Source organism: Actinotignum urinale DSM 15805 (assembly GCF_000420445.1).
In the GTDB taxonomy this organism is placed as follows: Bacteria; Actinomycetota; Actinomycetes; order Actinomycetales; family Actinomycetaceae; genus Actinotignum; species Actinotignum urinale.
The window spans coordinates 1-23,236 of record NZ_ATUY01000016.1 but is presented as its reverse complement, the minus strand read 5'-3'; the positions used below and the strand labels follow the sequence as shown (position 1 = coordinate 23,236).

Here is a 23,236-nt window from a genome sequence, read left to right as displayed (position 1 = left end):
AGTCATGGATCAGTCAGCTAGTTGAGCATCAGTGCGTTCAATCCATGAGCCGTAAGGGCAACTGTTACGATAACTCCGTGATGGAGAACTTCTTTTCTCACTTGAAAGAAGAAATGTTCAACAATGACTCATTCGTTTCCATCAGCGAGCTGCGCGCAGCGATTGACGAGTACATACAGTGGTACAACACTGAGCGTATGCAAGAACGGCTCGGAGGGATGACCCCAAACGAATACCGGCAACACGCACTAACCACCATCGGATAGAATCACACTGTCCAAGAATTGGGGTTCAGTACAGAGCTGTCCGGTTTTCAAATCCTGAAGGTTATCGTTAGAAATTGTTGCCACACCGAAGACGACGGCTGCGGTGAACAAAGTGTATGCAATCAGCGCATTTGTTTCACCTTCGCTTGTGGACTTACCGTGAACAGCAAGGATGAGAAGAGCACCGATAATGACGATAAGAATACCGACACCGGAAATCGGTGAATTGGAGGAACCGATAAGTCCCGCCATGTAACCGCACACAGCCGCAACAAAGAGACCAATAACGAGCACATACACCACCGAGATGGTGACAAGCTTACCTGTGTGGCCTTCAAGGTGTGTTTCGCGCAAGAACATGTAAATGAGTGCTCCCACGGGGATAAGAAGGGCAAGAATGGTTCCGCCGAGGATGTTCACAGGAATGTCCTGTTCTTCGCGAGCAACCGCAATACCAGCTTGACGCTTACGTGAAGCTTCCATGGATTCTTTCATGCCCTTGAAGATGGGGCCCATCACCTTAATAAGCGTCCAGACGGCGGCAATAGCCATCACGCCCGCACCAATAAAGCGAACATCTGTGCTGAATGTCCCACCAACAACATCTTGGATATTCGCGCCTGCTTCGTTAAGCTTCCCCGAGGTGTAGAAGGGAAGGAAGAAACCGTAGGACAGCAAGAGGCCTACGATCATCGCAATACCGACGGTAATACCGATAAGGTGCCCAATACCGATGAGAGCGAGGGAAAGGCTACTTCCCAGCATGGTCGCGCCGGGGCCGACACGAAATACAGTACTCACTTCACCGGCAATAACTTTCATCGCAACGAGAAGATTCATCACAGCTGCGGAAATACCGCCAGCGGCAATAATCTTCAAACCGCGGGTGTTTTCTTCGCTTGCCTGGTGGCTATCGCCAACTTTCAAAACTTCAGCCGCGGCAACGCCTTCCGGGTAAGGAAGATCTGAGTTTGTGACGAGTGCGCGGCGAAGCGGAATAGAGTACATAACACCCAAAATGCCACCGACAGCACAGACTGCTACCGTGGTCCAGTATGGGAATCCGTTCCACCATCCGATAATCACAAGACCGGGAAGAACGAAGATGATCGCGGAGAGCGTGCCTGCTGCGGAGGCAATCGTCTGCACAATGTTATTTTCCTGGACCGTGTGATCCTTCCAGGCGCGCAAAACTGCCATGGAGATAACGGCTGCAGGGATTGAAGTTGCAAAGGTAAGGCCGACTTTCAGGCCAAGATAAACATTCGCGGCGGTGAAGATGAGCGTAATAACGCCACCAATAATAATGCCACGAATCGTTAATTCTTTGACCGGATTGGACTGCGTATCTGTAGCAGTCCCGGCTTGTGCGGGTGCCGTAGCACCTGAGTTTGCCATATTTCCTCCTTTAAGAACTATGGGCGCAATTTTACACTTCTAGTATTCATGGTGGGTAAATTGAAAATGAATCAAGACAATTTGCAAAAATCACAACAATTTCTTGAATAAAAATGAACATTTTGTTACGAAAAAATGACCAAATACCTAGATGCCAATTCTTAATTTACGACGTAAACGCGATTCTTGTCGTACGCATTTGCGTGGTACACGTAGCTGTCGTCGCCGTTTACGACACGAACGCAACTATCGCAGCCCTCACATGCAACGCGGCGTAGCTATCGTCGTAATTAGTAGGTATCGTCGTACTTATCAGCCCGTATGGGACGAACACCAGTTGTTTACCTTTTCTTCCTATGCTGGATGTTATGAGTATTAGCACCTCGACAAATACTAGTAAACGCACCGGTTTTATAAACGGTAAGGTTCTTGCCTGGGCATCGTGGGACGTCGGCTCATCGGCCTTTTCCTCAATTGTCACAACCTTTGTTTACTAAACTTTCTCACCATTACTCCATTCTCCCCACCTAGTGGCGAGGCATCAATGGACAACACTCAAGTCAACCGGCCCGAAAAAACCAGCCCATGCCAGTTTTGCATAGTTTCATCAGGCAAGTTAGCATACAGCATGCGTTTTTGATCGCTTTAAGTGGTTCCTGTGGGGGTAATAGTGGCACGAGTAGTGACCACCGGGCAATTTCCTTGGTATGGTTGTTATGGATATCTCAATCAGAATCAGGAGAAATAATGAAGAATTGGTTGCGTGCCATGGCTACTTTCGCAGGCGTGGCAACCTTGACACTGGGAGGGGCTGTTGCCGCTGTAGCAGCAACTAGCGTAGATGATGGTAGTAACGTTAAGAGTTTCGATGTTACTTGGAAAAATAACGTCAAGCGGTACGACCCAAACCTTGAGGGTACCAAAGTTAACATGCTCTTTTATTGCGCGGTCTACGAATTTAAAAATGGTGAGAAAACAGGTCCCCTGCTTGGCTATGAGTGGCCAAGGCTCCAGCTCACTGTTGGCCACGATGAACAAATTCCCCTTAATCTAGACCTCAACAAGTACGAGGGCGTTGACAAAATTGGGGTTCAAGAGTGTTGGAACTACCGCGATCGCGGATGGGGGCCGTCCAAGTTCTCTTTTTCCACTGGCTACTCTGGTGGTGTTAAAACGCTCGCAATGAACCAACAGGCCAACACTGATTTCAAGTTCGAGTTGGTTGAAGGCGAATGGGATGGGGAAACCTATCTAGGTGAAATTCCCGAGGGCAAGGCGCCCACAATCACTATCGGAGTGTCGCAGCATAAGGCTGGAGGCGCGGTTACAGAAAATGGCGAAAAAGTTTATACGCCTCTTAAAACCAATCGCGGGGACCATGCGGCAAACACCTATGTTTTCGCCGACGGGGCTCGCCATAGGCCTTCTGCCGATGGTACTGCGGACGGTGTAGACACCCCTATTACTCGCGCTTCAGGTAACAATAGTATGGATCTCTTCTCGGGCTACACGGGTCGGTACAGGTGGTACCAGTTGACCGCTTCAATTGACGATCCCGAAGAAGCCAAGCTCTTCCGCATTGAAAGCGTTGAAGGTAATGACCTTGACGGCTGGACTGTGAAAGTAAGCTCAGCTGTCCGTACGATGACTCCCGAAGCACCTACTTTAGTAGAGGCTAATAAGTGTGGCGTTGAGGGTACCGTCCAGCTTCCCGACTCCAAGTACTTTGACTACGAAGTAGTTAGCAGGGGAACTACAGTTTCGGTAGCAGCCCTAGTGAAACAGGATTACAAGGGCAAGATCGAAGTTGATGGAAAAACCGCGTGGGAGTTCGATGTTGCTTCCAAGCCGTGCACACTAGGTCCAGCTGAAGAGTTGGCAACTCCTGCTGCTCCTAAGCTGATTAATCCCTCCGCGGATGATCCTTCTTCGTGCACCGTCGAACCTTACGTGACGGTCCAGGAAACCGAGGGTGTTTCCTACACTGTTACTGCAAACGGCGTTGAGCTGAAGGCTAACAAGGATGGCAAGTACATCTACCCGTACAACTCGAAGGTAGAAGTTAAGGCCTCCGCATTGGACGGTTACTTCTTTGCTGAAGACGCTGTAACTGAGTGGACCTGGGACAGCCACGATACTGCAATGAACCCAGCATGCAAGCCGGCTCAATCGAAGAATAAGCAACCTAAGAAGAAGCTTGTTTCAACTGGTGTTGAGGTCGTTTCCCTAGTTGGCCTTTCCGCTGTACTGCTCCTTGCAGGCGGTGCGCTAGCCACACGCAGGTTCAAGTTAACCAACTAGCAACATGTAGCCTGCCTACAGTCATTAGTTGCAAAGCAATCCCCGGAAGGAAAGCTGAGATTATTCAGATTCTTTCCGGGGGTTCACTGTATCTAATGCTTTCGTGCGCCTCGCGAATCAACCTTTTCGCGGCGCAGGTCCCTACTGGTGTGGCGCTGGTTCATACTGATGGGGACTAACCGCACGCAGTTCGTGTGACCGGATAGCAATATGCATTTCGCCTCCCGACATTACGGGAGGCGAAATCTTTTGAATGGACTAGCTACCTAAATAGCGAGGGAGCCAGCAACTGTTAGCCAGCAGGCCCGCAGTTTAGTGGGCTCCCACCTGCTTGCTCATGCGCGGCGACGCTTGGATACAGCCCAGACTCCTGCAGCGAGCAGAGCTATGCTCACTGCTGCCAAGCCTGCAACTGCTGTACCGGTGCGAACCAGTGGAGGCGGGGTGTCTTTGGTGTTGGTGACTACGAACCCGTCGGCTACGCTACCGCTAATGGAGGGGGTGTAGCCAGGAACTTCTACCTCAACCACCGTATAAACGATCTCAGTCTTTTCGCCATTAACCGTTACGTACTTCGGCAGGTCCTTGAAGGTTCCCTTCCAGCCATTCTCGGCAGTCAGCTCCAAAGACTTATCCGTCTGTTTACCATCAGCCAACAACTTGATAGTCACAGAGTCAGGACGGTCAGCCTCCACACCGCCAGACCACTTCTTCTCCACAGGTACCGAGGTAACTGGTGGAGCTTCCTTGGTGTTGGTGACTACGAACCCGTCGGCTGCGCTACCGCTAATGGAGGGGGTGTAGCCAGGAACTTCTACCTCAACCACCGTATAAACGATCTCAGTCTTTTCGCCATTAACCGTTACGTACTTCGGCAGGTCCTTGAAGGTTCCCTTCCAGCCATTCTCGGCAGTCAGCTCCAAAGACTTATCCGTCTGTTTACCATCAGCCAACAACTTGATAGTCACAGAGTCAGGACGGTCAGCCTCCACACCGCCAGACCACTTCTTCTCCACATCAACCGATGTGGGAGGTTCGTTAACGATCTCAACCTCGATCGTCTTTGTGTCTTTGTTTTTCGTCACTACAGCGCCGTGAGACATGTAGCCGTCGACTTTGTGCTCAACGAAGGTCAGTGGGATGGTCTCGCCCGTCTTGGCATCAATGAGGGTGCTTGGATCTGGATAGTTGGTTAGCTCAGCTTTCCAACCATTCTCCTTTGTGAGCTTGATGGTCTCAAGTACCTTGTCCCTCAGCTTCACTTCCAGCAAAATGCTCTCGGGGCGATCCTTGGGATCATCATTAGCCCACTTCTTTTCCACCTTCAGTTTCCACGTATCCGGCTCGCCGAAGATCAGCTTTCCGTTGTTCGCGATACCAGCACCCGATATTCCGTTAGCACCAGTCGGTGAGCTAGGACTAGTTGAAGTATTATTCTCGATTCTCACAGCCGCGAGAATTTCCGCAATCGCCTTTGCATCCTCGGTTGGGACAGACTTGAAGGCAATATTGTCTCCAATCGTCACATTCGGCTCAATTGCGGTGTTAGGCCCTTCCTTAGAGTAACGCGGAAGCTTCCCTTCAGAGGACCAATTAGCATGAATGTTGTAGATCGAACCGTCCTGGAACCAAGCTCGAGGGCTTCCACCAAGCATCCTTTCCGCGACGACGACCGGATGGCCATCCACCGGGGTCGGATTGCCGTATTCATGTTTCATTACGGATGCAAAATCATCACCTGCACCGGCGTTCTGCCCCTGTGAAACATTTGGAGCCACATTATCGAAAATCGCTACACCGCGAGTCACGTGCATAACGGTGGAACCCGTGGGACAGTTCCACACGCCACCTCCCTGAGCACTCACAGGCCAACTTCCAGCTTGAACCAGGTAGCGTTGCTTAATGACGTTGTTACGGATAAGACCATTGCGAATCGTTGTCTCAGCGTTGGAGCCGTTGTATATTGCCCCGCCACCCCAGAAACCTTGCGAGGTGTTACCGCTAAATTTTGCGGCGTTTAGTACGGCCTTCGTAGTTCCGTTGAAAGAGATGCCTCCACCAGACAACAAAGAGGTATTGTCGGCTATCTCGGCGCCGGAAATTTCAACCTTGGTGTCGCCGATCGTGCAGATTGCCCCGCCGTGGCCATTGCCTACGTTTGCCGAGAACCTGGCTCCCTTAATCGTCAGAGAGCCTCCTTCCTGGAATAAACCACCACCGGCTCCCTTATAGTCACCGTTGTTGTTCTCGTGAACTACAACGCCTCCGGACATAGTAACGTCGCTATGGAGAAAGGAAAGAGCTCCGCCATACTCCGTAGAGTTTTGCTGTAGAACCCCTCCGGTTATTGTTACTAAGGCGCCATCACCGTAAACTGCACCGCCTTCCCCGTAGTAGCGGGTTTGAACAACATTGCCTGTTAGGGCTCCGCCTGTCATCTCGAAGGTTGGTTGTCCGCCGTCTCGCGCCCAAAGGCCAATCGCGCCGCCGTAGCGCAACCCGTGGTTGCCGCTAAGCGTTCCACTTTTTACTCGCACCTTGCCGTTATATGCGGTGATAGGAGCGTACTTCTGCTGTTCTACCCCAGCCGGGCGAAGTTCACCGGACTCGTCTGAAACGTTGTTTCCGGAGAACTCGGCGTTTCCGCTGATTGTCAGCGTTCCGCCATTAACAAAAATGACCGGGCCTGTTACCGCAGTGTCGCGGATCGCTCCGCCCACAAGGCTCATATCTCCCGCTACGCTAAATTGGGCGTTGGTAACAGTCGGGCCGGACAGGGTGAGCGCTCCACCCGTCTCGACCGTAAACAGAAGGGATCTATTTCCGCTGATCTTTCCACTCCCCTTGAGGGTGACCTGTTTCCCCGCGGGTACAACCAGCGGTTGAGCTCCGCCTTCCACCGTTATTTCGGATGCGATTGACAGTTCGGTTGACTCGCTGTCACCAAGCCCATTAACCGCAGCAATAACGTCGTCCCAAGAACTAATACCGGATGCCTGAGCTACGCCCCCGGACAATCCGAGTGTTGCCAGCATTGCGGCCAGCATAATCCCCAATGATCGTACCAATCTGCACATTATTATTTACTCCTCTAACAAGAGCGACCTCTGGTCTGTATTTTAACGGGCTAGATTACGCGCAACGTTGCTTAAATTTTTTCACATTTACGGCTCGATTCTCAAGTGCTTCAGGGTCTTTTGGGCGACGGAACTTTCCGTGTCGCCGGCCACTTTTCACTCCGCACAACAGGTCAGATCATATACGAGCTCTAGGTAAGTGGGTCGTATACTGCTACTGCGCGAACTCAGTTAATGCGCAATTTCACATTGTTTCGTCACGGTTTCTCTGACAGAATTGTTGTAGTTCTATAGTGCCCGGCCGTTTTCCGAGGCTGGTATTGCGCTCAAAAGAAAGCGGAAAAATGAAAAGCATAAAGCACTACAGGTTTATTCCAGCCTTGCGGGCAATATGTCTAACAGTATTTTTAGTGCTGATGGGCTCTGGCCTTCCGTCGGTTGCCGACGCCACTCCCGGTTCCTCCGACCGGCAGGTACTAAAGTGCTATGAGGAGGGTCGGGTTCTGTACTGTGAGCCGGACCGCCTCGAAGAACTCATTGCGCAGGCTGGAACCACCCCGACCAGAATCGAAATTGGTAACGGCACCGAGACGCTGTTAACTAAGACTATTGTCATTCCCGCTGGCGCAGATATTGAGCTAGTGGACACAGACATAGATGCGTGGTCCTCTGAAACCAAGATTATTCGTGATGACGGTAATTTCACCGGCAGTCTACTGAAGGTTGAAAAGGGCGCAAAACTAACCCTTTCTGACGGGACTGGAAACGGCGCGGGCATCACTATTGACTCCCGTGCACAATACGACAATGTTGTAACAGGATCTAGTTTCTCCCCCACGATTCTCGTGGAGGGCGAGCTGGTGATGAACGCCGGCACCATTACTGGTGCGCGGAAGCTGACTGGTGGACACGAGGGTGCTGTCACGGTGAATGGTAGCGAAGCTAAGTTCACTATGAATGGTGGAACAATCACTGATAACCATCGCAAGAAAGACTCTGCCACCAGCGTGCAACAAGGTGCAGCCAACATTGCATTGAATAACGGCGCCACGATGGTGCTGAACGACGGCGAGATCTCCAAGGGCGAAACAGATGCATCGGCGGGCGCTTACGGTGAAGTAGGCGGAATCGGCGTCTTTAACGGAGCTCACTTGGAAATGAACGGTGGCAAAGTCACTCAAAACACCGGCTGGATTGGAAATATCAATGTGTTCTCCTGGATCTGGGATTGTCCAACGGCCGACGAAGATCCGACGCTAAGGCGCTCAACGTTTGTGTTCAACGACGGTGAAATCTCAAACGGTGATGCAAGCTTTGGAGGCGGTGGCATAAACATCTTCGGAAATGCCGATGTCACGATGAATGGTGGCACCATCAAAAACAACCATGCGGGCAACGGCGGCGGTGTGAACGCCATGGATCTGTTCGTGTGGGGCGCGAAGGATTCTTGGAAAGAAGTTCCCGGGGACGGCTTCAACTGCACCAAGGCTAAATACGGCGAACCAAATGCACAAGCGTGGACCAAGGCTCGGCCCGGTGGTTTCACTATGAACGGCGGTAGCGTTGTCGGCAACAGTGCTTCCCGTACCGGTGGTGGCATAAACGTGGTTTCCAACGGTGTCCACCTTAACGCTGGCTTGATTGAAGGGAATCGTGCCGACGATCAGGGTGGCGGCGTCTACGTTGCAACCAAGTCGTACACCGCCCATTTCAAGGACACCCTCATCACTGCGAACAGCAATACCAACGGAGATTATGTTGCAGTTGGCGGAGGCATTTGGCTCTGCCCCACAGGTAGCACACTGATACACGTAACGAACGGCGTGGCAGTATTCGATAACGAATCCCCAACGACTGCAGCAGATCATCACTGGGGCGACGACATGGCACATGACGCCTATGGAGGGTCCACTTCCGCACGCATGCTTATCGATTCGCGCATGCTAGGAGGTGGCGAACCGAGTTTCTACAAGGACGGTGGGTTCCGCCAGCCTCGTTTCGATGCGGATAATCCTGGTAAGAAGCAGGTGTTCGATGGTGAGGAGAGAGAATCCGATGAGACCAGCGATTACCAGACCTCACTTCACAATGCGGGCCTAAAGACCATTACTGACCAGAGCGCAAAAGACAACGCGAAGTCCTGGGCGAGGTTGACGATCACGAAGAACCAGGCCCCGCGTGGTGGCGGTATTGGCTCGAACGGTGGCCTTGAGTTTGGAACCCCAGAAAAGACCGAGGTGAAGGTTTCCAAGGCGTGGAAGGATTCTGAGGGCAAAGACCTTGCCGATGCGTCCAAGGTTTCGGTCAAGGTGCAACTGGTGGGATCAGTTGGCGGCGACAAGTTCAACATTGGCCAACCCGCTCAGCTGAATGCGGACAACAAGTGGACGCATACGTTCAAGGACCTACCCAAGACTAAGACCGTTGACGGAAATCAGGTAGAGGTCCAGTATTCGGTTGAAGAGCTCTCTGTTAAGGGCTTCGCCTCCACCGTTACGGGCGATGCTAAGGATGGTTTCACCATCACTAACGTGCAGAACCCGCCAACCGAGCCAACGCCTACCCCAACTCCGGAGCCTACCCCAACTCCGGAGCCTACCCCAACTCCGGAGCCTACCCCACCCAAGCCCGAGAAGCCACGCGAGCCGATGCCACGCACAGGCGTTGAGATTGGCTCCGCTATTGCCCTAGCCCTTGGCCTGCTTGGCGGTGGCGTAATGCTAGTAAGGCGCAACCGGGGATAACACCACTTAACGCGCGGCCTAATAAACCAGGCAGCGCATCGCGTAACAGTTTGGCCGGCCACTTCAAGTGAAGTGGCCGGCCAAACTCATTTAAAGCATGTTGCGCACAATCTTTGTCCGACTCCCCGTTATACTTATGAAAGTGGCTCGTTGCGGCGTTAAAACTGGTTAGTGGTATGGGGAGTTTATTGTGGGTAGCGACGCTCAAAGACAAGAGCTACATCGGACTATCTGGCGTATTGCTAATAATCTACGCGGGTCTGTAGATGGTTGGGATTTCAAACAGTACGTGCTTGGCATGCTGTTTTACCGTTTCATTTCTGAGCGTTTTGTTCAACACGTGAATCGGCTGGAGCGCGAAACGTATCCGGATTTGGAGCCTACCTACTAATAACGATGTCAGCAATATTTATCCAGGAGGGCAACAAAACTCCCCTTGGCCTCACCCCCATAATCAACAACCTCGCTCAAGACACACTCGAGGCGCCTTGGGGCTGGCCAATCACCAGCAGCCTACTGCTAATCATTGCGCTACTTTTCACCGCCACTTACATATACAACAGAGTAGAACTTAACTAAAAGCCAAACACGGGCAACGCAAATAGATCCGATTCAAATGTAGAAATAGAACTACCATCACAAGCACTACAGCGAACGCCACCCGCCATCCGTTAGCGAGTTAAACCCCAATACCCTACCTGAACAGGGAAAACAAGATACTAGGTAACGCAAAACCCAAACCCGCTAACGCAAGCGATTTTTCGCCCCCTAAGCGATACTCGCTAACGCAAAAGGGTACTTATCAAATCCGACGTCTAAGTGGACATTATAGTAAATTACCAATTAGAGTCTTATTTGTATGATATCCATATAGTTAAGAAAGTCATAGATGTCTATTACGCGTGATGTCCGCTATCGGATCGTAGTCAGTTTAGCCTTGTTAGCTCTTTTTGCGAGCACGGTTTTTGCAACCTTTGGGGCTGGTGTCGCATCTGCACAGGCCAACCCGCAATCAACGGGCAAGGATATTTCCGCCATCGTCGATAACGCTTCCTTCCAGCTGAATAACAACGACAAAACGGTATCTGCCGATGAGTATGCCGGCCAGTTTATCTTCAGCCTGAAACACGATCCGGCAGTCAATGGGTTTAGTATTAAAAACGGCGACGCGGTCAACATCGGACTCGCTCCGCGCGATGTAAATCTAGATTTTCTAAGGATCGGCAATCGGTTCGACAAAATTAAGACGCTAAAAGATAGCGCCAGTGGGCAATTACTAGCGGATGTGCGTAACCAAAACAACGTCGTATATTTGACTTTCAAGGACATCGATCTGCCGTTCACTGCGAAAGGTAACGTTCCGCTATACGTTTCAAGCTACAAGGCTGAAGAGTATTTTAGGAGTAATCCGGGTGTTGAACAGGTTGAGTTCAGCTACGATCTGCATGTAAACGGCAAACCCACCGGGGCCACACAAACTTGGACTTTGAAGAAGGCCCTTGCGTCAGCGCCGGCAGATTTCAGTGCGAAGAAATTAAGTAGCGGATATACCGAAAGTGGGAACGATCAGCCCGGCCGGGGTACCATCTACTACGAGATTCATGCAAGCACGAAACTTCGTCATAACAACGAGATGGTAATTTACGATATGCCAGATGTGAATCTCGAACTAGATGACTCACGTTCATTGCAGGTGTACTTCACTCCGCGCGCAGGGATTAAAGATAATCAAGTGTATTCCTTCCACAAGTATGGACTGGAAAAGTGCAAGTCATATGCGGGTGCCCCGGACTGTAAGTTCGCTTCTAACTTCCAGAGCGAAAATGCCGATCCCGATAAGTCAACCGAGATGTTCTTGGAGGACGTCTACTACATAACTGACGATCCTGCGTCGAAGGTCACCTCCCGTATGGCTGGTTATGAGGAAAAGTCTTTGACATTCCCACGTTACAACGTGATAGATGGGTCTAATACGGTAGCCAGCATGGGCACGGTCGTCGCACCAAAGAACGTGATTTTGGAAAAGCCTGCGGGTAGCACGCTCACCGAAGCTGAACAAAAGCTCATCGCCGATGCAGGCGGTTTACACGAAAAGGTGGGCAAGGGATTCAAGCTTCGCATAAAGAATCATCGCAATGACTCTTTCGCCAAAGGCGGCAACATTGTGTTGGCCTTCCACATGCGGGTTGTTAATGATTCTCTGACAATTGATCAAGATGGCAACCCGATCTATTTCAATGCATTTTCCTACTATGCCCAGGAAATACCCACCTGTAACCCAGCCATACAGCAAAATTGCACACCAATTGAGATGGAACGCATGGATCCTGCACAGGTGAAGGCTAGCGAGGCTAAGGTCACCGCTATTCCGCCGGGGCTAGTGGCAGAAACCGATAAGTATCAGGCCCTCAATTTCACCAAACAAAATGTTGCCGGAAAGCCACTTGCGGGCGCCAAGTTCACAATCTTCAAGGCCACCGCTACCGGCGAACGCGCAGAAGTGGCGCAAACTGAAGCCGGCGTGAAGCTCGAAAACTTGGTTACCAACGCCGACGGCAAGCTGTGTCTGCCTGGTGAAAACACCCCGCTCAACATTCGACTATTGCGCGGCAACTACATATTGGAGGAGCTGGAGGCCCCTGCCGGATACCAGATCTCAGGTAGCGGAGACACCTTGGTTTCGGTTCAGGTTACGAAGAAAGAGATTCTTGTAACCAATGAAGTTAAACCCACTCCCGTGCCAACCCCGGATCCTGTGCCAACTACTCCCGGAGTTACACCCACTCCAGCCCCTACGACCCCGATTGTAGCGCAGAAGAAGCCGGCTACCCCGGGCAAGAAGTTGCCTCACACCGGTTCGGCCGTTGCTCCCTTGGCGGCGGTTGGTGTAATCGCTACACTGGCAGGATCTGGTGTCTTGCTGGCACGGCGCAGAAGCTAAGATAGCCAGTCATGTAAATCTGGGGGAAGCACTTGCTGTCCCCCCCCCAGATTTTCGCAATAAAAGAGTGAAGCGTTCCATGAGCTTGTTGCTGAACATAATCTGGGTACTACTCGGCGGTATCTGGCTGTTTTTAGGCTATGTGGTAGCAGGCATGATTTCCTGCCTGTTAATAATTACTCTGCCCGCCGGAGTGGCCAGTTTCCGCATTGCGGGTTACGTGCTGTGGCCATTTGGACGCAAAGTCGTGGATAAACCCAGAGCCGGTACTGGATCGTTACTTATGAACGTAGTTTGGTTCCTAATTGCTGGTTGGTGGCTAGCTTTGGGTCACTTAGTTACAGCTTTGGCACAAGCAATAACGATCATCGGTTTGCCTTTAGCGTGGGGAAACTTGAAACTCATCCCGATCACCTGTTTCCCGTTTGGGAAAGAAGTTGTTAAAGGATAATTTCGGCTGTGCTATCGGCAATACTCAACGAGTGGCTTAAAGTTAAATCAACGCCAGCGCGATCCCGTAGGCGCCCACCCCGCCTACCAAGTAGCCGAAACCGCCCATATTCGTTCATATGGGCGGTTTCGGCTACTTTAACTTCTTAGTTTTAGTGCTTTTCGATTTTCTTCCTACCAGCGATTAGCAATCCGCCGGCTGCAAGAAGCATCGTTGCAACTTGATACGGCATCCCAGCATATCCAGTGCCCGGAAGCTTCCCGGACTTAAGGGATTTAGAAGCTATAACGGCGCCATCACCATTCTTGTTGCTTCCAGCAACAGATCCAAAACGCCAGCGGGAATCCCTTTATTAGCGCGCTGATGCAACCCTTAGAGGTAGCGCTAGAACGTTCACGCCTAGCGACAGCCGCGAATCGACAGGTTGCAATGCGAGCGCAATCGCATCATCGCCGAATCTACCAGGCAATTAAAGACTCGAATAAGGACGAAGCGAAGGAAGCTATGCGCGCACATTTGTCGCAAACCGCCGAAGATTTGCACAAACTAAAAACTAAATAGTGCACAAAGGCACCACCTGCTCTCTATCCTGGACTTTTGTTTCTGTTAGCACTATATAGACATCAGACCTCAGATGACTATTTTAAAAAGCTAGCAAAAGGAGCAAGCATATGACTGTATCTCTTTCCGAAATATTGAAAGGAAAGCCACAAAACCCCGCAACCACCGCCCAGCAGGTACGAGAAGCTCGTGAGGCTGCTGGGGATCGCCGAGTCTACGTGGTTTTGGATGACGACCCTACCGGCACCCAGTCAGTTAGCGATCTACCGATTCTCACCAGTTGGGACGTAGAAGACTTTGTTTGGGCATTTGAAAGCGGCAAAGCCGCAGTCTATGTAATGACCAATTCCCGCTCCCTATCCCCCGCTGATGCCGAAAAAGTAAATCGCGAAGTGGTTTCTTCTGCGCTTAAAGCTGTTAAAGAAAGCAAATCTGAATTAGCATTTGTTTCCCGTTCGGACTCAACCTTGCGCGGACATTTTCCCTTAGAGCCGCAAACCATTATGGATGAAATGGAAAAAGCGGGAGCCGCCCCGGCAGATGGAATCATTCTGGTTCCCGCGTTCGGAGATGCCGGACGGATTACCGTAGACGGAATTCACTATGCCGGTTCCGAAAACGAGGGCTTTGTTCCGGTGGGAGAAACCGAGTTCGCCAAAGATGCCACCTTCGGATACCGCGAGTCCTCCCTGCCGCGGTGGGTAGCAGAAAAAACTGCAGGCAAGGTTAAAGCTGAAGAAGTAGAAGTACTCAAACTTGAGGATTTACGCGGAAACCTCTCTAAAATCAGCGAGCAGCTTGAGCAAGCAGAAAATGGGCAAGTTTTTGCTGCCGATACCGTAACCGAAGAAGATTTACGTCAGCTCGCCCTCGCCCTAATTAAAGCAGAGGCCAGCGGTAAAACTTTTGTTTATCGAGTAGGACCCCCCTTCGTACGAGCCCGCATTGGCCAAGAGGAACATCCTCCACTTACCCGCGAGGAAATTGCCAGCGCCCGGGGGAATCGTGAGTTAGCTACCGGAGGACTAATCGTCGTAGGATCCCATGTTGATTTGACTACCCGCCAGCTAAATCGGTTGCGTGAGCAGGAAAAACTCACCGAGCTGGAAATCGAGGTGCAGCAGGTAATCGATCCCGAGCGCCGCGACAAGCACCTAACAGCAGTAACCGACCAGGCTATCTCCGCAATCAAAAATGGCAACGTAGTGGTAAGAACTTCCCGCAAACTGATTACCGGGGTTGATGGAGATGCTTCTCTAGAGATTTCCCGGCAAGCGTCTGCGGCAGTAGTCAGGGTCACTAGAGAGATTCTACGGGCTACTCCCCCACGGTTCGTAGTTGCCAGGGGGGGGGAATCACCTCCTCAGATACGGCGTCGAAAGGGCTAGAAATCCGTCGCGCGATGGTGATTGGCCCCATGTTGGAGGGAATCGTTTCCCTGTGGACTGCATCTGCCGGTCCCGCCGCTGGAATCCCCTATATCGTCTTTGCCGGAAATGTGGGTGACGAGGATTCTCTCGCGCAGGTGGTGCGCAAACTTTCGAGCTAATAGCAGATTTATTTAAGAGTTAAGAAACTTCATTCAAAGGAGAAAATAATGAAAATTGCGGTAATCGGTCTGGGCGCAATGGGTTACCAAATGTGCTCATGGCTAAACAACGACTTCACCGTGACTGGCTATGATATCGCCACGGAAAAAATGGAAATGGCTGCCAAAGAGGGGATCAAAACCGCCCCCTCAGCCCGGGAAGCCGTAAAAGACACTGACGTTGTGCTGGTAGCAGTGCGTAACAGCGCCCAGCTAAACGATTTGCTCTATGGCGAGGGCGGGATCGCTAGCGCTATGCGCACCGGATCCTGTTTGCTGCTCACTTCCACTATTGGGATTGAGGCCGTAGAAACCGTGGCCGCTAAGCTCAAGGCAGACGGAATTGGTCTGATAGATGCCCCGGTATCCGGAGGGCCTGCGCGCGCCGGCAAGGGAGACCTGTTAGTTGTGGTGGGCGCGATTGAGGAAGAATACAACTTTGCGAAACCGGTACTGGATGCCATGTCTTCCACCCTGGTTTGGGTAGGGAAAGCCCCTGGTAAAGGTCAGGCAATGAAAACCGTAAACCAGCTGCTTTGCGGAGTTCATATTGCGGCCGCCGGCGAAGCGCTAGCGCTTGCAGGACAGTTGGATTTAGATCAAGAAGTTGTTCTCAAAGCCCTCATGGCGGGAGCTGCCGAGTCTTTCATGTTGGGCGACCGCGGGCCGCGAGCAATCGTAGCTTCGCGCGGTGAAGAACCCGAGGTGAAATCGCGTCTGGATATTTTCGTTAAAGATATGGGAATCGTAACTGCAGCAGCTAAAGCTGCGGGGATGGCGGTTCCGGTAGCCGCTGCGGCGGAACAAGAATACCTGCTGGGCTTCGCCAAAGGGCAGGGGGCGATGGACGATTCTTCGGTAATTAACGTAGTAGCACCGGAGGTGAAGTAACAGTGAGTACGGGAGCTTTGCTAGGAATAGCGCTGGGCGCGATTATCGTCTTGCTGCTATTGGTTATTAAGATTCAGCTTTCGGCTTTTGTATCTTTGCTTTTAGTAGCGGCCGGTACTGCGCTAGCTACTGGAATCTCTGTCGGAGATATTGTTCCGGTGCTGCAAAAGGGTATGGGCAATACCTTGTCCTCGGTGATGATTATCGTCGGGCTGGGTGCCATGCTGGGACGTACCATTGAAGTCGGCGGCGGAGCCGATGCTTTGGCACGTAAATTTACCAAGGTTCTAGGGCAAAAACGCGTAATCGCAGCGGTTACTGCCGCCGCCTTCGTATTGGGAATCCCGGTATTTTTCGATGTGGGTTTTATTATATTGGCTCCCATTGTCTTCGGATTTTCCCGGGTGGCTAAGATAAACCCCTTAAAGATTGCGCTACCAGTAGCTGGTGCGCTGCTGACGGTACACGTTACCCTACCTCCTCATCCCGGTCCGGTAGCGGCTGCCGGAATTACCCAAGCTGACGTAGGGAGCATGCTCTTAGTAGGGCTGCCGTTAACCGCCGTTACCACAGTAATCGGGTTTTTCGCGGCCAAACTGTTGAAGGTTGAGGGGATCGAGCTACTGGAGTCTCCTGCCGACCATCCGGTTGAGGCCGAAGTCGCCGAGAGTTCTGGTTCTACCGGCGGCAAGGTAGTAAAGGAAAGCGTCGAGGCGGTAAAAGAGCGCATCGAAAGCATCGGAGCCGGCACCGTGGTGCTACTGATTTTGCTGCCGATTTTACAAATAATGCTGGGAACCGTAGGCAATACCGCATTAAAGGAAGGTTCTACCGCCCAACAGTGGCTGGGCTTCTTGGGTTCTTCGGCCATCGCGCTGCTAACTGGAGTAATTGTGGCCTATCTAGTGGTGGGTCAAAAACTTGGTTGGAGTCTGAAAAAACGCGGCTCGGTACTGGATTCCGCTTTGCCCGATGTCGCCGTGATTGTGTTCGTAACTGGAGCAGGCGGGGTATTCGCTAATGTGCTAGTGGAATCGGGTATTGGGAAAGCGCTATCTGATGCGTTAATCAGCCTAAATATGCCGATTATTTTAGCCGGGTTCCTTATCGCGGCGGCGCTGAGAGCTTCGCAAGGCTCGGCTACGGTAGCGATTCTAACCACCGCGGGGTTACTGGCGGAGCCCATCGCGGCAGCGGGTTACACCGATCTGCAAAACGTGCTGGTAACTATCGCTATTGGATTCGGAGGCCTGGGACTATCCCATATCAATGACTCCGGATTCTGGATTGTTACCAAATATCTAGGACTGACAGTTAAAGACGGACTGAAGACTTGGACCGTATTGTCAACAGTGTTCGGCGTAACTGGATTCTTGCTGACCAGCGGAGTTTTCCTCCTGGTTTCTTAAAGCTGTTTCCACCTAGATAAAATAACTGAAACGCTAACTTGAGGCCGCAGGAAAACCTGCGGCCTCAAGTGTTGCTTGCACAAACAAATCATCGGCTTCTGCTGGTTGTTGGTGTCCCATTCCGGGAACTAAATGCAGCTGAGAGTGTTGAATGAAGCGATGTAGCTCCTGACCGGTGGCTGCCGGGATTACCGGGTCTTCTTCTCCGTGCACAATCGAGGTCGGCACTTTGATTTCTCCCGGCGCTGAGCCCAAGGCGCGGTTCGCTCCATGGCTTGACGCTGGCACTCTAAGCCTTCCCAGCTAAAACCGTACGGGCTATTGGCTGCCCCTAGCAGTTGAGCTAGGGCTGCTTTAGCGGTTTTGTTTACCACATAGGTGGCAGCGATAAGGTTCGCAGAAAGGTCATAAAACACGTGATGGGCAACTACTTTGAGCGTCCCATCAAGACTGGTGGCGAGTTCGCTGATACGAAATCCTTGCCTACCGCTTATTCCTGGAACCGGGGCGGCCACGATGTTTTCGATTGCTAACAGGTTTGCTGCTGGCCCATCAAGGGGGTATGAAAATGTTAGGGAAAACTTTCCGTTTAGTTCCTGAGTGACTTTCGGGTCGATAAGGTGGCGATCTAGCACCGCTAACCCACTGGCAGTGAAATCGTTAGCGCTACGATCGTGAATCGTAATCATCTGGTTAGTCCTTTCTACAAGGTACGTCAGTTACCTTGGACTTCGATTCTTGAAATACGAAACGGCTGGCAGCAAAGCTCGGCTTCAAACATTACCCAAGTGGACAGCGAAGGCGCTGCTGGTGATATTTTGACGTGTTTAAGATACCTGACATGCCAGGCTCACCACTAAAACCAATCGTGTGGGCTTGAGTGAGCAAGTAAGCGGCTTTGCGGAATGCTTCCAGCCCGCAAAGCCGCTAGTTTCAAAGTTATTTCACTTACTTAGTTTTACCCTCAGGGGTGATTACGGGTTATGCCCGCTACGCTTTCCTCCTGGTCCTGCTGATCACCAGCGCAATGCCAGCTACAGTAAACAAGGTTGCCGCATAGAGATAAACCAGCACATTAGCTCCGGTTGCCACAATCAGTTTATTGGGCTTCTTTTCCGGTACGGGGGTCACCACTTTTTCTGCAAATACCGGGGTGATCTCCGTGTCCTCACTGAACTTATGCCGTTTCATGAAGTCATAAACTCCCAATTTAGCTTGCCCCTCATTTTGGGTAGCTTTATTAGCTGACCAATGCTTCAACCCGGTTGCGGCCTTATCTTTATCGCTGACTGCAATCTCGGGAATCTCTACCCAAGCCTTGGGGTTAACCCAATAGCTCTTAGGAGGCAGCTTGCCCAGTCGACTGGAGGGCTTCACCGTCACCTTTACATAGGTTTTTCCATCCAAGAGTTTCGCCAAATCGCCATGATGACCGGTTGCCTGCTTCAAGAAGTCTGGCATGGCTCCCGTAGGGGGCGCATCGTACCGGTTCTTATAAACCCTTATCGGCAACTCAATCTCTTCAATCTTTTCTCGGCCCGCAAACTTAACTTTCGCTTTGAGTTTCACGGTACGAACAAGTTCGTTTGAATCCGGTTCTTCTTTTACCAGCTTGTAAAGATCATCCGGGGTATTTACTACGTTACCTTGATCATCTACGAACTCTACCGTCGCGTCATCAGGCAGCTTCGTTATCTTGGTTTTGTCTTTGCTCTGTAGCTGAATAGCTGCCCGCAGCTCATCCAGAGTGGGCACAAAATTATTGATCCAGGTGCCATCGGGTGCCTTAGAGGACTCGGTAGTCGCCACGCCTTTAGTCATCAGATCTGACCAATCGAACTGTGCGGTAAAGATATGGTTTTCGTTTATCTGCGTGCCCGACGGTAAAAGTGGTTCCTTATCCCACTTTTTAAAGCTCTTGCCTTCTTCCGGCGTGAGATAGTACTTGTTTTCATCCGGCTTTTTTCCATTCTCCAATTCTTGGGGAACTGGAAGTAAATCAGACTTAAGACCCTTCAGTACATCGTAATTAATTTCTTTGATGGGGTTCCCATCTTTGTCGGTACCGAGGGAGCCACCCTCACTGGCCTTAAAGGTTACCCGGACGTACCCGTCTGGAGGAGTAGGACTACCTGAGGGCACCTCAATGACCCTGACATCCTGATAGTAGAAGGTAATCTCATCGGAACCGGTACCGTTGATTCCTTTGAATTCATGGGTATCTTCATCTACATCGTAGAAGAGCTGCTGCTGCCGATCTGAAGTCAGCCTCCAGCCGTTTATCGGCGTGTAGTTGCAAGCATCGTAATGCCGCGCCCCACTGGTGACTGGTTTTTGATCCAGGATGCGGTACTTCTCTATAATGTTTTTCTTTTCCGCATCGGTAGTGGCTTTCGTCAGCTCTGCCTTAGCTCTTTGGTCCACATAGTTAACCTTGTAATCACGGGTCCGGAAGGGGCGATAGAAGAAGTGGAACTCATTGTCCTTGGCTTTCGGATTCTCAACTAACTTCCCGTCTTCTAGAATCTGTTTCGGTTCTACCCTAAGCGTCTGGAAATAGGTATTACCTTTCGTTGCCCGGTGCTCGTCAGCCAGCTTTTGATAATCCTCATAGAGTTTTTTAGTTTCTTTGTCTTTGGTGTTCCGCAATTCTTCACCGGAAGCCAAAATCCATTTGGCATCTTGCTTAGAACCAATGGCGGCCACGTATTTATCGGCCCGCTGGTTTCCTTTAGTTTCTATAGCCGGATTATCCTTCACGGTCTTATCAATTGCGAGATTTTTATCCAAGAAGTGGTGGAAAACCTTTACATCCTGCATATCATTTTTTACCCAAATGGCTTTCAGGTAAATGGGACTTACTACGTCGTTACCGTAGGAGTAAAGCTCCGGAACTTTATAGGTGTCCCGATAAGAGGTATCCACTTCCTCGGTGTATTCGCCGGTATTGGCATCCTTCTGATAGTGCAGTACCTCCCAACCCATGAAACTATAGCCTTTCCGGGTTGGTTTTTTCGGTTCTACCAGTTGTTGCCGCTGCACAACAGTAAAGACTTGTTTATCCCCTTCGTTTTCACCCTTTTTCGCGTAAGTGACTTCTTTTTGGTCAGAGATATCGCCTTCCCTAATTGTCTTAGGGGCGGTGGTAGCATTCTTCTCCGCAATGGGATCTAACTTGCCCCCATTGGGGTCAAAGGTTACCTTCCACTTATAGTCTGGTTCCCCCCATTTGGCGTAGAGAACCAGGTTGTGCGCGGGCATAGTTTCCTTGTTTTCCCAAACCAGTTTCTGCCCCGCCGGGTCTAGCGCCCAACCCTTAAATACCATTTGGGGAGCCAGTCCCTCTGGTCTTTTAATCCTGTCCTTTCCCTCGTCATCTTTTTCCACCAGGTCCTTCAGACCTAGATCAATTAAGGTCTGCGGGTCATCTAGGTTTAAATCCTTTAAGGGTTTTTGGTAGAAGACCTCTGTCTGATTGGTCTCGTTGTACTCGCTGTCGTCCTTGAGCTTTGCGGGATCATTATTGAATCGCAACTTATATTTATTGCGTTTGTATTCGAATCTGATATATCCGTTTGTCTCAAATGCGTCGCTGCCATCGGCAACGTCCCCCCATTCATCAGCACGGTTGAAGAAAGTGTACATAAAGTGCATTTCGCCCTTGGTTCGGACATCACCCTTATAGGGGCCAATTACCGTTTCCTCAGGAAGGGGAGTTTTCGCTTCCCGCTCCTCGTTCATATCAGCAAGCTTATCCTCGTCAAGCTTCTTCGAGAGTTCGGATGTACGGTAAGGGGTAAAGCCCTGCACCTTTGGGTACTTGTGGCCATAGGTATCCGATTCGGTGTCCGATTTGGTTCGGTAAAGATTGTAGTCAATGATGGTCTCTCCGGGTTCAAACCCATCCATCCAAAAGTCCATATGGTGAGGCATCGGCTGGGTTACTTCTGTAGGACCCCCCCGTTGTTCGATACCAAAGGAAAGAGTAGTGAAAGTTCTCGGTCTAGCATTCCAGTTGACGTTCAGAGTGACGCCATTTCCGGCATCAATCTCGTTAGTGTAACCGCCTCGGACCTCGTAGTCGTCCATATCTAGGAACTCTTCAGCCGATAGCCGGTAGGGAGGAGTATCGCGGTACCGCCAATTTGCCTCATCGAAGTTTGGTCCCCACCCAAAACTTTGCTTACCCTCGGAAAACCCCTTGGCTTCTTGGGCGTCATCTGGCCACTCTGTCATCAACTGGTTAAACCGGGCCTTAAAGTGGTAGGGGTTTCCCGGCCCCCCTAACTTTTTACCGTGTCTCCAAATTTCTGGATAGAAGGTCGCATCACCCGTCTTAGCATTCGACTTCGTAAAGTAAAGGTCGTACACCTGGCGATCATAATAGATGTTATAGACGGTCTTGCCGGTGGAAGAAACCGCCTTTACTACGTTTGGGCTATTTGGATCAGCGTTTTCTTTATCGGTTAAATCTTTATTGTATTTATAAAATTTATTAAGGTAAAGGAAGAGGTTTTTGTAAAATCTTTCGTTGTTCCATATTTTATTTAACCGTGCCTGGTCTAGATCCGGAAACTCCACCCCTTTTACGGTCTCATTTGCAAGGTCTGGTCGAGTACCGGTGGCCTGATTCTTATATACATGGGTACCCACGAAGTCGTACCTTTCTAAAAGAGAAGTACCCTCGGGGTAGTCGGCTTTTTCTGTCCAAAATTGGATTGCATAGTCTGCCTTCTCGTTATCTTTCCACACCGCAGTGAACTTGACGTTTTCAGCCGGCATAATCAGCTTGGCGTTTAGATTTTTAATTGCATTACCGCTGTTGTCTTTAATAACTTCGCCGGCCTTAAAGGTCGTATTGCCAGATTCATCTTTTAGGTCCATCGAAGGTTTCCAACCTTGGAAGGCGGCTCCCACTTTAGTGGGGATATCTTTTTGCTCGAGGTTGGGGATGGCCTGTCCGTAGTAGAGGGTGCGGGAAGGAACTTCCGTACCCCCATCGGTGTTGAAAGTGACGTCATAGTGGTTACGGTTGTAACGATATTCCACGGAAAAATTGGTAGTGTCTTGGGGAACCTGCACCGTAATAGAATCAACTTCTGGAATAAAACCCGCTATTTGATCATCCTTTAAAGGCGTAACTTTTAGATCGGAACCGACGCTACCCTCCTCAGTAGTTTCAGTTATTTCTGTTTCCCCGGGTTTTGTACCGTATTTCTCAAAATCATTGATGTCTTGAAAAACATGCTTGATCTTGACTTCCTTTTTTGCAGCCGCGTAGTCAAAGGATCGAGTTTTCAGATAGGTCTTTCCGCATACATCATCGCCACTCTGTTCGCCAGTTTTAGCTTCGTTAACCACCGTGTCGTAGTTGATATGGAAATTATCTTGAGGCTTGCCGTAACCCAGGAAATCCGGGAGGTTAATAGTCTTATTTACCTTGTCTTTTTCTTCTTGAGTAGCATCTGCCCCTACTGTCGCCACATAGGGCTGGTAATTGATGGCATAGTCTCCATCTCTCTCAACCCGATAATCGCTACGGAGGGTGTAGATATCTGGCTGCTTCGGATTCTCGACGAACTTTTCCGTCGTTGTGCCAGCAGGAAGCT

15 protein-coding genes and 2 pseudogenes are annotated in these 23,236 nt (G+C 50.7%); 11 read left to right on the top strand and 6 right to left on the bottom strand.

The genetic code is table 11. The annotated features are described in order from the left end of the window. The first annotated feature begins 44 nt into the window (after nucleotides 1–44). Nucleotides 45–266, top strand: coding sequence for an IS3 family transposase (locus tag G445_RS10580; RefSeq protein WP_084676531.1), 222 nt, complete (start codon nucleotides 45–47; stop codon nucleotides 264–266). Here the strand turns inward: G445_RS10580 and G445_RS10575 are convergent. After that, nucleotides 255–1,664 (bottom strand): annotated as a pseudogene (locus G445_RS10575) (OPT family oligopeptide transporter); the annotation flags it as partial. The gene G445_RS10580 and the pseudogene G445_RS10575 overlap by 12 nt on opposite strands. A 229-nt stretch (nucleotides 1,665–1,893) precedes the next feature. After that, nucleotides 1,894–2,145, bottom strand: coding sequence for a hypothetical protein (locus tag G445_RS0108485; protein WP_022867102.1), 252 nt, complete (start codon nucleotides 2,143–2,145; stop codon nucleotides 1,894–1,896). Between the two features lie 266 nt (nucleotides 2,146–2,411). Between G445_RS0108485 and G445_RS0108480 the strand changes: the two genes are divergently transcribed. Continuing rightward, nucleotides 2,412–3,965, top strand: a complete 1,554-nt coding sequence (locus tag G445_RS0108480; protein WP_022867101.1) for a hypothetical protein — start codon at nucleotides 2,412–2,414, stop codon at nucleotides 3,963–3,965. Between the two features lie 335 nt (nucleotides 3,966–4,300). On the opposite strand, the gene G445_RS0108475 is transcribed toward G445_RS0108480, so the two are convergent. Next, nucleotides 4,301–7,042, bottom strand: coding sequence for a Cna B-type domain-containing protein (locus G445_RS0108475; protein ID WP_022867100.1), 2,742 nt, complete (start codon nucleotides 7,040–7,042; stop codon nucleotides 4,301–4,303). A 416-nt stretch (nucleotides 7,043–7,458) separates the two neighbouring features. Here G445_RS0108475 and G445_RS0108470 point away from each other — a divergent pair, with 416 nt between their 5' ends. The 9 genes and pseudogenes from G445_RS0108470 (at nucleotide 7,459) to G445_RS0108435 (ending at nucleotide 17,627) form a co-directional block, all read left to right on the top strand. Further along, nucleotides 7,459–9,786: a Cna B-type domain-containing protein gene (locus G445_RS0108470; RefSeq protein WP_022867099.1), complete on the top strand. Its 2,328-nt coding sequence runs from the start codon at nucleotides 7,459–7,461 to the stop codon at nucleotides 9,784–9,786. Between the two features lie 190 nt (nucleotides 9,787–9,976). Continuing rightward, a pseudogene (locus G445_RS11280) lies at nucleotides 9,977–10,147 on the top strand (type I restriction-modification system subunit M N-terminal domain-containing protein); the annotation flags it as partial. Nucleotides 10,148–10,675: 528 nt separating this feature from the next. Beyond that, complete coding sequence (locus G445_RS0108460) at nucleotides 10,676–12,727, top strand: SpaA isopeptide-forming pilin-related protein (protein ID WP_022867097.1); 2,052 nt, start codon at nucleotides 10,676–10,678, stop codon at nucleotides 12,725–12,727. A 79-nt stretch (nucleotides 12,728–12,806) separates the two neighbouring features. Beyond that, on the top strand, nucleotides 12,807–13,178 hold the full coding sequence (locus tag G445_RS0108455) for a YccF domain-containing protein (RefSeq protein ID WP_022867096.1): 372 nt from the start codon (nucleotides 12,807–12,809) through the stop codon (nucleotides 13,176–13,178). A gap of 363 nt (nucleotides 13,179–13,541) precedes the next feature. Beyond that, nucleotides 13,542–13,739, top strand: coding sequence for an FCD domain-containing protein (locus tag G445_RS0108450; RefSeq protein WP_022867095.1), 198 nt, complete (start codon nucleotides 13,542–13,544; stop codon nucleotides 13,737–13,739). Between the two features lie 110 nt (nucleotides 13,740–13,849). Continuing rightward, nucleotides 13,850–15,127, top strand: a complete 1,278-nt coding sequence (locus G445_RS10570) for a four-carbon acid sugar kinase family protein (RefSeq protein WP_306718356.1) — start codon at nucleotides 13,850–13,852, stop codon at nucleotides 15,125–15,127. Between the two features lie 14 nt (nucleotides 15,128–15,141). Beyond that, nucleotides 15,142–15,288 carry a hypothetical protein gene (locus G445_RS12015; protein WP_306718355.1) on the top strand — a complete coding sequence of 49 codons (147 nt, stop codon included), beginning with the start codon at nucleotides 15,142–15,144 and terminating at the stop codon, nucleotides 15,286–15,288. A gap of 48 nt (nucleotides 15,289–15,336) precedes the next feature. Further along, on the top strand, nucleotides 15,337–16,218 hold the full coding sequence (locus G445_RS0108440; RefSeq protein ID WP_022867094.1) for an NAD(P)-dependent oxidoreductase: 882 nt from the start codon (nucleotides 15,337–15,339) through the stop codon (nucleotides 16,216–16,218). A 2-nt stretch (nucleotides 16,219–16,220) separates the two neighbouring features. Beyond that, nucleotides 16,221–17,627, top strand: coding sequence for a GntP family transporter (locus G445_RS0108435; protein WP_022867093.1), 1,407 nt, complete (start codon nucleotides 16,221–16,223; stop codon nucleotides 17,625–17,627). A 33-nt stretch (nucleotides 17,628–17,660) separates the two neighbouring features. Here the strand turns inward: G445_RS0108435 and G445_RS11590 are convergent, their stop codons facing one another. From G445_RS11590 to G445_RS10565, 3 genes are all read right to left on the bottom strand, one after another. Further along, the gene (locus tag G445_RS11590; RefSeq protein WP_306718359.1) at nucleotides 17,661–17,915 is read right to left on the bottom strand and encodes an alpha/beta fold hydrolase; all 255 of its coding nucleotides are present in this window, start codon (nucleotides 17,913–17,915) and stop codon (nucleotides 17,661–17,663) included. Continuing rightward, nucleotides 17,816–18,316 (bottom strand): phage tail spike protein, encoded by a 501-nt coding sequence (locus G445_RS0108425; protein ID WP_022867091.1) that lies wholly within the window; start codon nucleotides 18,314–18,316, stop codon nucleotides 17,816–17,818. The genes G445_RS11590 and G445_RS0108425 overlap by 100 nt, the downstream gene beginning before the upstream one ends. 301 nt (nucleotides 18,317–18,617) lie before the next feature. After that, complete coding sequence (locus G445_RS10565) at nucleotides 18,618–23,111, bottom strand: InlB B-repeat-containing protein (protein ID WP_306718353.1); 4,494 nt, start codon at nucleotides 23,109–23,111, stop codon at nucleotides 18,618–18,620. Between the last annotated feature and the right edge of the window lie 125 nt (nucleotides 23,112–23,236).